The sequence below is a fragment of the Pseudactinotalea sp. genome, from assembly GCF_048594945.1.
GTDB lineage: Bacteria > Actinomycetota > Actinomycetes > Actinomycetales > Beutenbergiaceae > Pseudactinotalea.
The window spans coordinates 1-11,154 of record NZ_JBMDXJ010000031.1; the positions used below are offsets into that span (position 1 = coordinate 1).

The window sequence follows — 11,154 nt, forward strand, 5'->3', positions numbered from 1 at the left end:
TCCAGCGTGACGCGGTCAAGCGCACGATCGACCACCTCGACCTGGTGATCATCCGCCGCGGCGAGAAGGTCGTCGTCGACATCCCGGTCCACGTCGAGGGCGAGTCCGCTCCGGACACCATCCACACCGTGGAGTCGCAGACGCTCTCGGTGCGTGCCGATGCGCTCAGCATCCCCGAGGGGCTCGTCGCGTCGATCGAGGGTCTCGAGGAGGGCGACACCGTGCGCGCCTCCGACATCGTGCTCCCCGAGGGCGTCGAGCTCGAGACCGACCCGGAGACCACCGTGGTCGTCATCAGCGTGCCCCGTGCGTCCGCCGAGGACCTCGAGGCCGACGAGGCCGCGGCTGAGGCCGGCGCTGCTGCCGGTGAGGCCGGCGAGTCTTCCGCTGAGGGTGAGGGCGGCGACGCCCCGGCCGAGGCGGACGACTCCGAGTCCTGAGCATCACCTCGGGGGATCGCATGACCGACGGCACGTTCCTCGTCGTCGGGCTCGGAAACCCGGGCCCGACGTACGCGGGCAACCGCCACAATGTCGGCCAGATGGTGCTCGACGTGCTCGCGCGCGACGTGCCGGGCAGCTTCGTGACGCACAAGGCGCGCGCGCAGGTGCTCGACGGTCGGCTGGGCGTGCTCAGCACCGGAGCGCCGGGGCCGCGGGTCGTGCTGGCCAAGCCGAGCACGTACATGAACGTCTCCGGCGGACCCGTGGCCGCGCTTGTGCGGTTCTACGACGTCCCTCCGGAGCGGCTGCTCGTGGTGCACGACGAGCTCGACCTGCCACCCTCCACGCTGCGGCTCAAGCGCGGCGGCGGGGAGGGTGGCCACAACGGACTCACGTCGATCAGTGCCGCGCTGGGCCCCAAGGACTACCTGCGGCTCCGTGTGGGTATCGGGCGCCCGCCGGGCAGGCAGGACCCGGCGGACTTCGTGCTGCGCGACTTCGCGGTGTCGGAGCGCGAGGACCTTGCGGTCACCTTGGAGGAGGCCGCCGACGGCGTCAGGGACGTCGTCGACAAGGGTCTCGTTCTCGCTCAGGACCGGCTGCACGCACCCCGCTGAGCCCGGCTCAGTCGGTCGCGTTGACGGCGAACTCGCCCAGCTCGTCCCAGTGGTCGCCCTCCATGAGGACGTTCCGGATCTTGGGTGTCTCGGGGAGGTACTGCGGCAGGTCGGCCTGCGCCTTGACGAAGTGGTCCGAGGTGACGTGGGCCTCCGCGGCATCGTCCTTGAACGCCTCGATCAGCACGTACGTGTTCGGGTCCTCGACGCTGCGGGACCACTCGAAGAACAGGTTGCCCGGCTCAGCGAGCGTGGCCTCAGTGAACTCTCGGGTGATCTCTGGCCACGCCTCCGCGTGCTCCGGCTTCACCTTCCACTTGACACAGATGAAGATCATCACGGCTCCTTCGGCGTTGGGTCGTCGAAGGACCAGCCTGCCGGTGCCACGTGTGCCGGCGCTACCGGGGTTCTCGGGTGGTGAGAACCGAAGATGACCTACGCTGCCGCATGTGACGTCGTCGTCCTCGGCGCTCGGCTCGGTCCGGCGCACGCTGCAGATCCTCGAGGTGGTCGCCGAGCACGGTGGTGCCACCGCGAAGGAGGTCGCTGACGCGACCGGGCTACCGCTGCCCACGGTGTACCGGCTGATCCGCGACCTGCTCGATGGCGACTACCTCGTGCACATCCGCGGCGAGAAGCGTTTCGAGCTGGGTTACAAGCTGCATGAGCTCGGGGTGAGCCTGCACCAGCAGATCGGCGTGCCTCGCGAGGTGCGCGCCCAGATCCACGGCCTGCACAAGCGGCTCGACTGCGCCGCCTACCTGGCGGTGCACCGCGGTTCGCAGATCGTGGTCGTGGTCACGGTCGACTCGCCCACGTGCCCGCGGCTGAGTCCGCTCGAGTTCGGGTACCACGAGGCTGCGCACGCCACCGCGCTCGGAAAGATCCTGCTCGCCAACATGGACGACGAGCACCGCAAGCACCACCTCGACCCCGAGCCGATGCCCCGGTTCGGCCCCGGCACGATCACCACGCACGCAGCACTCGACGAGCAGCTGGCGCAGGTGGCCGACCGCGGCATCGCCTGGGAGTACGGCGAGTTCCAGGCCGGCGCGACCTGCGCCGCCGCTGCGGTGCGCGCTGGCTCGGGCGCGCTGATCGGCTCGGTGGCGGTGTCGGGGCCGGATGCCGCGATGGCGGGGCGCACAGGTCAGATCGAGCAGGCGCTGCGGGCGACAGCGTCGCAGGTGAGCCGGTACTTCCGGTCCGGCCGAACCGGCTGAGCGGCGCTTCTCAGTCGGCGATAAGCGACCTTTCGCCGCAGTGCGGGTGCTCCTAGCGTGAGCCGCACACCGCAAGGAGGCGATGATGCCCGAGTTCACGTTCACGACCGCGCAGCGGCACACTCTGGTGCGACTGCTCAGAGCCGCGTACCCCCATCCGACCTTTCCGGACGGCCCGTTCGAGCGCACGGCCGAGGCCGTGGTCGCGAAGGCGAGCGAGAACACCTGGGACGCCCTCGCGCTGGCTACCGGCCTCGACTCGCTCGACGCACGCGCCGGCGGCGACTTCGGCTCGCTCGGCGAGGAGGTGGGGGAGAAGGTGCTGCGGGAGATCGCCGACGCCCCGTTCTTCCGGATGATCCGCGGCGTGGCGGTGGTCAGCCTGTACGACGACCACGAGGTGTGGCAGTTGCTCGGGTACGAGGGCGCGTCCTTCGATGCCGGCGGCTACCTCCACCGCGGGTTCGACGACCTCGCCTGGTTGCCCGATCCGCGGATCGAGGAGTACGACGGCCCCGACCACCTGGTCGAGGTGGCAGCGGAGGACGAGGTCGAAGGAGCGGGAGCATGAGCGCGGCGTCCGAAGGAACCCGTCAGGGAGCGGCGATCTCGCTGGACGAGGAGGCCGTGGTCATCATCGGCTCGGGCGCCGGCGGCGGCACCCTTGCCTACGAGCTGACCCAGCGCGGCATCCCGGTCGTGGTGCTGGAGGCGGGCGCCTATCTCACACCGGACGACTACGAGAACGACGAGTGGGCGGCGTTCGGGCAGATGGCGTGGCTGGACCCGCGTGTCAGCTCGGGGTCGTGGCGGCTGACGACCGACTTCCCGAACCTTCCCGCGTGGATCGTCAAGGCGGTCGGCGGGTCGACCACGCACTGGTCGGGCGCCACACCGCGCTTTCGCGACTACGAGTTCAAGGCGCGCACCTACTACGGCGACGTGGAGGGTGCGAACCTGATCGACTGGCCGATCACGCTGGCCGATCTCGCGCCGTACTACGACAAGGCCGAGATCGCGATCGGCTCCTCACACCGACACGGGCGCCCGCCGCTGCCCGCGAACAACAACTACAAGGTATTCGCCAACGGCGCCGAGCGCATCGGCTACAAGCACTACGCCACCGGGCCCTACGGCACGAACGCCGAGCCGTACGACGGCCGGCCGGCCTCGATCCAGGACGGCTTCAACTTCCAGGGCGACAAGAACACCTCGAAATGGTCGACGGCGGTGCGCGAGATCCCTCGCGCCCTCGCCACAGGTCTGTGCGACCTTCGTCCCCAGAGCCAGGCCGTGCAGATCACGCACGATCGCAGTGGCCGGGCCGACGCCGTCATCTATGCCGACGCCGACGGCAACCTGCATCGGCAGGCCGCCCGCGTGGTCTGCGTCGCGGGTAACTCCCTGGAGTCGCCGCGGCTGTTGCTGCTGAGTGCCTCGGCCAGCCATCCTGACGGCTTGGCGAATTCCTCGGGACAGGTCGGCCGCAACTACATGCGCCACACCACGGCGTCGGTCTATGCCCAGTTCGAGGAGCCGGTGCGGATGTATCGCGGCGAGACGATGGCCGGCATCATCGCCGATGAAGCGCGCCTCGACACCTCGCGGGGGTTCCACGGCGGCTACTACATGGAGACGCTGTCGTTGGGCCCTGCGTTCCTGGCGGCGTTCGTGGAGCCCGGCATGTGGGGTCGCGAGTTCACCGAGATGATGGACGCGTACCACCGCACCGCCGGCCTGTGGATCGTGGGCGAGGACATGCCGCAGGAGACGAACCGCATCACGTTGCACCCGTCGGTGAAGGACTCCCTCGGACTGCCCGTGGTGGACGTCCACTTCGACGACCACCCCAACGATGTCGCGATGCGCGAGCACGCGTACGGTCGCGCGGACCTGCTGTACGAGGCGGTGGGTGCGCAGTCGACCCATCACACCCCGCCGTACCCCTCGACGCACAACCTCGGCACCTGCCGGATGAGTGGGGAGGCAGCCCACGGCGTGGTCGACTCGTTCGGACAGGCGCACGACGTGCCCGGCCTGTTCGTCAGCGACGGCTCGGTGATGACCACGGGTGCCGCCGCGAACCCGACGCTGACGATCGTGGCGCTTGCGATCCGACAGGCCGAGCGCATCGCCGACCTGCTCGGCCGGCAGGAGCTGTGATCCGACGCCTCGCTCGTGGCGGAAGCCGCGCACTCATGGGCTGACACCGGCAACGGGGTGTTCCTCCTCGTGGCCGTCTCGGTGTGGCACGCGTGGAGCGGCTGCCCTTGCGGTGCTCGTCGACGATGCCGCGGCCCTGATCGGGCTGGTGATCGGTCCGATGCCCGTCAACGCACCGCGTCGGACCCGCCCAGCACGTTGAGGTCGGGGTTGTCCTCGAGGTAGTCGGACACCGAGTCGTCGGCGACGGCAGCCATGAGGTCGTCGAACGGCGCCCGGTCCAGCAGCACGATCGACTGGCCGTCGTCACTCCACCCGGTGCCGCTGATCGGGACCGTGAGGAACGTCATGTCACCCGGCCGGACGTGACGCATGCTCAGGGCCAGGCTCCGCATCTCACCGACCGTGAACCCCGCGTCGACCATCACCGCCGAGGCTGCGGTCTCGAGGAACGATGTCAGCGCGAGCGGGTCCGTGAGAATGTCGCGGTCGAACGCCGCGCGCAGGATCGCCCGGATCCAGTTCTGCTGCCGCTTGACGCGATCGAAGTCGCCGCCGGGGAGCCCGTACCGTTCGCGGACGTAAGCCAAGGCCTGGTCGCCGGTGAGCGTCTGGGTGCCGGCCTCGACATGGACACCGTGGTTCGTGAACTCGGTGCCGACGTTGATCTCGACGCCACCCAGCTCGTCCGTGAGGGCGGCGAAGGACTCGAAGTCCGCGATCGCGAAGTGGTTGATGCGGACACCGGTCAGCTGCTCGACCGTCTCGATCATGAGTGTGGGGCCGCCGAAGGAGTAGGCGGCGTTGATCTTGGCGGTGCCGTGCCCGGGGATCGGGACCCAGGAGTCGCGCGGAATCGACATCACCTGCACCGACTGCCGGTCGCCCGAGATGTGCACCAGCATGATCGCGTCGGTGCGCTGCGCCCCGTACTCCCACTGGCCAGGGTCGCCCGCGGAGATCCGGCTGTCCGACCCGAGCAGCAGGATGTTCATCGGAGCCGCACCCGAGCCGGCAGCGCCGTCGCTCTCCTCGATCGGCCGGTTCGTCAGCGAGTCGAACGGGTCGTTGATGTACTCGAAGTGGCTGGTGACACGCTGCTGCAGCACGCCGAGCAGGCCGGCGATGCCGCCGACCACCACCACGAGCACGCCGACGATGAGCACGACCGCCCGTCGTCCCCGGCTCGGCCTGCTGCGAGGCTCAGTGCCCCCGTCGTTCCCGTGTGCCATCGTCCCCAGCCCCATCCTGGGCCCCCGATCTTCGTGATGCTGCTACCGGCCCAGGAAGCAACGTAAGTCGCGCTCCAGGGCCAGGCCCGCGTGGAGCCAGGCGTGACCGGGAGGAACTCGACCTAGACTGAGGGCTAACCCGCACCGCTCCGGATCACCCCCCGAATCGTGGTTGCGGGTCCCTGGCCGTGCCCGAAAGAGGATCGATGTCCGAGACGCTGACCGCCCTGCTTCCTGCGCTGCGCCGCGATCCCGGCTTGTCCGAGCTGCTCGACGCCGTGCCGGCCCGCGGTGCCCTCGACGTGGCGACCGCAGTCGGTGCTCGCCCCGCGGTGCTCGCCGAGCTGGCCGAGCGCGGAAGCCGGCCGCTTGTCGTCGTCACCGCGACCGGGCGCGAGGCCGACGAGCGAGCGCAGGCGTTGCGCGCGTACCTGCCCGCCGATGACGTGGCGGTGTTCCCCTCGTGGGAGACGCTCCCGCACGAACGACTCTCACCGCGCAGCGACACCGTGGCGCGCCGCATCGCCGTGCTCCGCCGGCTCGCCCACCCGGACGCCGATGCCGAGGCGGGCGCCGGCGGTTCCACCCGGCCGATCCGGGTGCTCGTCATGCCGGTGCGTGCGCTGCTGCAACCGGTGGTCGCCGGGCTCGGCGACCTGGAGCCGGTGGCGCTCCGCACCGGCGACACGGTGGAGATGGAGGCGGTGATCGAGGGCCTGGTCGATGCCGCCTACACCCGGGTCGACATGGTCACGCGCCGCGGTGAGTTCGCCGTGCGCGGCGGGCTGCTCGACGTGTTCGCTCCCACCGAGGACCACCCGCAGCGTATCGAGTTCTGGGGCGACGAGGTCAGCGAGATCCGCTGGTTCTCGGCAGCAGACCAACGGTCGCTGGAAGTCGCCGACGACGGCGTGTGGGCACCTCCGTGCCGCGAGGTACTGCTGACCGCCTCGGTGCGCGCGCGCGCCGCCGCCCTGGTGGCGCAGCTCCCCGGCGCTGCCGACATGCTCGACAAACTGGCCGAGGGCATCGCGGTCGACGGCATGGAGTCGCTGGCCCCCGCGCTGGTCGACGACATGGTCCCGGTGCTCGAGCTGGTACCTGAGGACGCGCTGCTGATCCTCGACGACCCCGAGCGGCTGCGGCGGCGCGCGCACGACCTCGTGGCCACCACGCAGGAGTTCCTCGAGGCGGCCTGGACCACGGCGGCCGCCGGTGCGCAGACGCCGCTCGACCTGTCGCAAGCCTCGTTCGCGACGCTCGCGGCCACGCGCGACGTCGCCGCGCGCCGGGGGCTCGGCTGGTGGACCCTCGGTGCCTTCGAGACCGACAGCGAGCTCGCCGAACTCGCCGAGCCCGTGGCCAGCGACATCGCCGACGGCGCAGCCGGGGCGGGCGATGAGGTCACCTGGGCAGACGGCGACCCGGCGCCGTCGATCACGATCGCCTCGCGTGACGTCGTCGGCTATCGGGGCGACATCGAGCAGGCGGTCGCGGACCTGCGCGACCTCACCGCCTCGGGGTGGCGGCTGGTGTTGGTCACCGAGGGCGCCGGTCCGGCCAAGCGCATGGTCGAGCAATTGCTCTCGGCCGACGTGCCGGCGCGGTTGGTTCCGTCGGTGGAGGCCGCGGGTGCCGACGCCCGGGACGGTGAGGACCCGGATCAGCCTGCGGCCGGCCTGGTGCTGGTGACGACCGCCAGCGTCGGGAAGGGGTTCGTCTCCGAACCGCTGCAGCTCGCGCTGCTCACCGAGGCCGACCTCACCGGCCGCGCCGGCACCTCGACCCGCGATATGCGGAGCCTGCCCTCCCGACGTCGCAACGTCGTCGACCCCCTCGCTCTCAAGGCGGGGGATTTCGTGGTGCACGAGCAGCACGGGGTGGGCCGGTTCATCGAGCTGGTGCAGCGCACGGTCGGCACCGGCGCCGCGGCGGCGAGCCGCGAGTACCTCGTGATCGAGTATGCGGCGTCCAAGCGAGGGCAACCAGGAGACCGGTTGTTCGTGCCGACCGAGTCGCTCGACCAGGTGACGAAGTACACCGGTGGCGAGGCACCGTCGCTCAACCGCATGGGCGGCGCCGACTGGGCCAAGACGAAGGGACGTGCCCGTAAGGCGGTCAAGGAGATCGCAGCCGAGCTGATCCGGCTCTATGCCGCCCGCATGGCCACCCAGGGGCACGCGTTCGGCCCCGACACGCCCTGGCAGGCCGAGCTCGAGGACGCGTTCGCGTTCGTCGAGACGCCCGACCAGCTCGCGACGATCGACGAGGTCAAGGCCGACATGGAGAAGACGGTCCCGATGGACCGGCTGATCTGCGGCGACGTGGGGTACGGCAAGACCGAGATCGCGGTGCGGGCCGCGTTCAAAGCGGTGCAGGAGGGCAAGCAGGTCGCGGTGCTGGTGCCGACCACGCTGCTGGTGCAGCAGCACCTCGACACGTTCAGCGAGCGGTACTCAGGCTTCCCTGTCGTGGTCAAGGGGCTGTCGCGGTTCCAGTCCGACAAGGAGGCCCAGGCGCTCAAGGACGGCGTGCGCGACGGCAGCGTCGACGTGGTCATCGGGACACACCGGATCATCACCGGCGAGGTGCGGTTCAAGGACCTAGGGTTGGTCGTCGTCGACGAGGAGCAGCGTTTCGGCGTGGAGCACAAGGAGACGCTCAAGCAGCTGCGCACCAACGTGGACGTGCTGTCGATGAGCGCGACCCCGATCCCGCGCACGCTCGAGATGGCAGTCACGGGGATCCGCGAGATGTCCACGCTCGCCACGCCGCCCGAGGAGCGGCACCCCGTGCTGACGTTCGTGGGCCCGTACTCGGAGAAGCAGATCGCCGCTGCGGTGCGACGGGAGCTGCTGCGCGAGGGCCAGGTGTTCTACGTGCACAACCGGGTCGAGTCGATCGACCGGGCGGCCGCACGGATCCGTGAGCTGGTTCCGGACGCCCGCGTGGAGGTGGCGCACGGGAAGATGAACGAGCACCAGCTCGAGCGCGTGATCGTGGACTTCTGGGAGAAGCGGTTCGACGTGCTGGTCTGCACCACGATCGTGGAGACCGGGCTGGACATCTCGAACGCGAACACGCTGATCGTGGAGCGGGCCGAGGTGCTCGGGCTCTCGCAGCTGCACCAGCTCCGCGGGCGCGTGGGGCGCGGCCGCGAGCGCGCGTACTCCTACTTCCTGTACCCGCCGGAGAAGCCGCTGACCGAGACCGCGCACGACCGGCTGCAGACCATCGCCGCCCACACCGACCTCGGCGCGGGCATGCAGGTGGCGCTCAAGGACCTCGAGATCCGCGGCGCAGGCAACCTGCTCGGGGGCGAGCAGTCCGGGCACATCGCGGGCGTCGGGTTCGACCTGTACGTGCGGATGGTGGCCGACGCGGTTGCGGGCTTCCGCGGCGAGAAGACCGAGGAGCTCTCGGAGCTGCGGATCGAGCTGCCGGTCGACGCCCATATCCCCGAGGCCTACATCGGGCACGAGCGGCTGCGGCTGGAGGCCTACGCGAAGCTCTCCGCGGCGGCCGATGACGCCACGATCGACGCCGTCGCCGAGGAGCTCGACGACCGCTATGGCACGCCGCCGGAGCAGGTGCTGCGACTGTTCGAGGTCGCCCGGCTGCGGGTGGCCGCCCGCGCCGTCGGGCTGGCCGAGATCACCCAGCAGGGCAAGTACGTGCGGTTCGGCCCCGTCGACCTCGCCGACTCCCGGCAGCTGCGCCTCAAGCGGCTGTACCCCGGCAGCGTCCTCAAGCCGGGTGTGCGCACCGTGCTCGTGCCCGCCCCGACGACGTCGAAGGTCGGCGGCCAGCCGCTGACCGGCGAGCCGCTGATGGCCTGGGTGCGAACCGTGATCGCCGAGGTGCTGGCGCCGGTCCCGACGCCGGCCCCCGCCGGCTGACCGTCCCCGCACGTCGGCGGAGCAGGTCAGGCAGCGGAGGTTCCGCGGCGGCGGCGTTCGACCACCATCTCGTCGGACATCTCCTCCAGCTCCTTGCCCTTGGTCTCGGGGATCTTGGTGAGCACGAACACGAACGACAGCAGGGCGAAGAACGCGTAGAAGCCGTAGGCGAACGACAGGCCGATGTCGGCGAAGATCGGGAACGTCGTCGAGATCGCGAAGTTCGAGAGCCACTGGGCTGCGGCCGCGACGGCCAGAGCCCAGGCACGGATCGAGTTCGGGAACATCTCGCCAAGCAGCACCCACACCAGCGGACCCCAGCTGACGCCGAACGCCACCACGAAGACGTTCGCGCAGACCAGGGCGATGGTCGACCACGGGGCGGCGAGCTCCGCCGTCGTGCTCCCGTCGGCGGCCTCGACCAAGGTGGCGTTGGAGAACGCGAGCGCCATCATGCCGAGCGAGACCACCATGCCGGCTGACCCGGCCAGCAGCATCGGACGGCGACCCACCCGGTCCACGAGGGCGATCGCCACCAGCGTCACCACGATGTTGGTGACCGAGGTGATCACCGTGATCGTGAGCGCGTCGGACTCCTCGAACCCGACCGAGCGCCACAGCGTGGTCGAGTAGTAGAAGATCACGTTGATGCCGACGAACTGCTGGAACATCGACAGCAGGATTCCCAGCCACACCACCGGTTTCAGGCCGAGACGCTTGCCACGCAGGTCACGCAGGCTCTGCTTGCGTTCCTCGCCGAGAGACTCCTTGATCTGCTGGATCTTGAGATTGACGTCGAGCTCGCCGGTGAAGTCGTGCAGCACCTGCGAGGCCTTGTCGTAGTCTCCGCGCGCGACCAGGAACCGTGGCGACTCCGGGAGTCGCAGCGCCATCACCCCGTAGATGACCGCGGGGATCGCCTCCGCCATGAACATCCAGCGCCATGCCTCCTGGCCGAGCCACAGCTCGTTCGCGGCGCCGCCGGCCGAGTTGGCCAGCCAGGAGTCGGAGAGCAACGCCACGAAGATGCCGGTGACGATCGCGAGCTGCTGCAACGAGCCGAGTCGGCCGCGCACGTTGGCGGGGGAGACCTCGGCGATGTAGGCGGGCGCGATCACCGAGGCGGCGCCCACGCCCAGGCCGCCGATCACGCGCCAGATGATGAGGTCGACCACGCCGAACGCCAGCCCGGAACCGATCGAGGAGGCGAGGAACAGCACGGCCGCGATCAGCATCACGGGGATGCGACCGTACTTGTTGGCGAGCCCGCCGGCGAACCACGCGCCGGCCACGCATCCGAGCAGTGCGGACGAGACGGCGAAACCGGACAGCCCGGGACCCAGCGAGAACTGGTCGGTGAGCGCGTCGACCGCGCCGTTGATCACCGCTGTGTCGAAGCCGAACAGGAAACCGCCGAGCGCTGCGGCCACGCAGATCCCGATGATGCGCGGGTTGAGCCTGCTGGGTGGTGCGGACGCCGTCATCGCCGTGCCTTTTCCCCGGGGGTGGTTCCTCGCCACGGTAGCCCCATCACGCCCGCCGCGCAGGGGGGTGCGCGCGGTATCCGGGGCGGGAGC

8 protein-coding genes and 1 pseudogene are annotated in these 11,154 nt (G+C 70.1%); 6 read left to right on the forward strand and 3 right to left on the reverse strand.

Features of this window, described 5'->3' with window-relative positions:
- Positions 1-440, forward strand: a pseudogene (locus tag ACOJSN_RS01470) (50S ribosomal protein L25); the annotation flags it as partial.
- Positions 441-460: 20 nt separating this feature from the next.
- Positions 461-1,060: an aminoacyl-tRNA hydrolase gene (pth, locus tag ACOJSN_RS01475; RefSeq protein ID WP_420110735.1), complete on the forward strand. Its 600-nt coding sequence runs from the start codon at positions 461-463 to the stop codon at positions 1,058-1,060.
- 7 nt (positions 1,061-1,067) lie between these two features.
- Here pth and ACOJSN_RS01480 read toward each other — a convergent pair whose 3' ends face one another.
- The gene (locus tag ACOJSN_RS01480) at positions 1,068-1,397 is read right to left on the reverse strand and encodes a putative quinol monooxygenase (protein WP_420110736.1); all 330 of its coding nucleotides are present in this window, start codon (positions 1,395-1,397) and stop codon (positions 1,068-1,070) included.
- 112 nt (positions 1,398-1,509) lie between these two features.
- Between ACOJSN_RS01480 and ACOJSN_RS01485 the strand changes: the two genes are divergently transcribed.
- The 3 genes from ACOJSN_RS01485 to ACOJSN_RS01495 all read left to right on the forward strand — a co-directional run bounded on the left by ACOJSN_RS01485 (position 1,510) and on the right by ACOJSN_RS01495 (position 4,446).
- Complete coding sequence (locus ACOJSN_RS01485) at positions 1,510-2,283, forward strand: IclR family transcriptional regulator (RefSeq protein WP_420110737.1); 774 nt, start codon at positions 1,510-1,512, stop codon at positions 2,281-2,283.
- An 85-nt stretch (positions 2,284-2,368) separates the two neighbouring features.
- Positions 2,369-2,854, forward strand: coding sequence for a hypothetical protein (locus tag ACOJSN_RS01490; RefSeq protein ID WP_420110738.1), 486 nt, complete (start codon positions 2,369-2,371; stop codon positions 2,852-2,854).
- Positions 2,851-4,446 carry a GMC family oxidoreductase gene (locus ACOJSN_RS01495; protein ID WP_420110739.1) on the forward strand — a complete coding sequence of 532 codons (1,596 nt, stop codon included), beginning with the start codon at positions 2,851-2,853 and terminating at the stop codon, positions 4,444-4,446. Before ACOJSN_RS01490 ends, ACOJSN_RS01495 begins: the two co-directional genes overlap by 4 nt.
- Positions 4,447-4,613: 167 nt before the next feature.
- Here the strand turns inward: ACOJSN_RS01495 and ACOJSN_RS01500 are convergent, their stop codons facing one another.
- Positions 4,614-5,612, reverse strand: a complete 999-nt coding sequence (locus ACOJSN_RS01500; RefSeq protein WP_420110740.1) for an LCP family protein — start codon at positions 5,610-5,612, stop codon at positions 4,614-4,616.
- 272 nt (positions 5,613-5,884) lie between these two features.
- Between ACOJSN_RS01500 and mfd the strand changes: the two genes are divergently transcribed.
- Positions 5,885-9,577: a transcription-repair coupling factor gene (gene mfd, locus ACOJSN_RS01505; RefSeq protein ID WP_420110741.1), complete on the forward strand. Its 3,693-nt coding sequence runs from the start codon at positions 5,885-5,887 to the stop codon at positions 9,575-9,577.
- Positions 9,578-9,603: 26 nt separating this feature from the next.
- Here the strand turns inward: mfd and ACOJSN_RS01510 are convergent, their stop codons facing one another.
- Positions 9,604-11,061, reverse strand: a complete 1,458-nt coding sequence (locus tag ACOJSN_RS01510; protein ID WP_420110742.1) for a sugar porter family MFS transporter — start codon at positions 11,059-11,061, stop codon at positions 9,604-9,606.
- Positions 11,062-11,154 lie beyond the last annotated feature (93 nt).

Bases quoted from the DNA above. Each gene is read 5' to 3' on its own strand.
- mfd (WP_420110741.1), top strand. From the start codon at position 5,885: ATGTCCGAGACGCTGACCGCCCTGCTTCCTGCGCTGCGCCGCGATCCC.
- ACOJSN_RS01490 (WP_420110738.1), top strand. From the start codon at position 2,369: ATGCCCGAGTTCACGTTCACGACCGCGCAGCGGCACACTCTGGTGCGA.
- ACOJSN_RS01510 (WP_420110742.1), bottom strand. From the start codon at position 11,061: ATGACGGCGTCCGCACCACCCAGCAGGCTCAACCCGCGCATCATCGGG.
- ACOJSN_RS01480 (WP_420110736.1), bottom strand. From the start codon at position 1,397: ATGATCTTCATCTGTGTCAAGTGGAAGGTGAAGCCGGAGCACGCGGAG.
- ACOJSN_RS01495 (WP_420110739.1), top strand. From the start codon at position 2,851: ATGAGCGCGGCGTCCGAAGGAACCCGTCAGGGAGCGGCGATCTCGCTG.
- pth (WP_420110735.1), top strand. From the start codon at position 461: ATGACCGACGGCACGTTCCTCGTCGTCGGGCTCGGAAACCCGGGCCCG.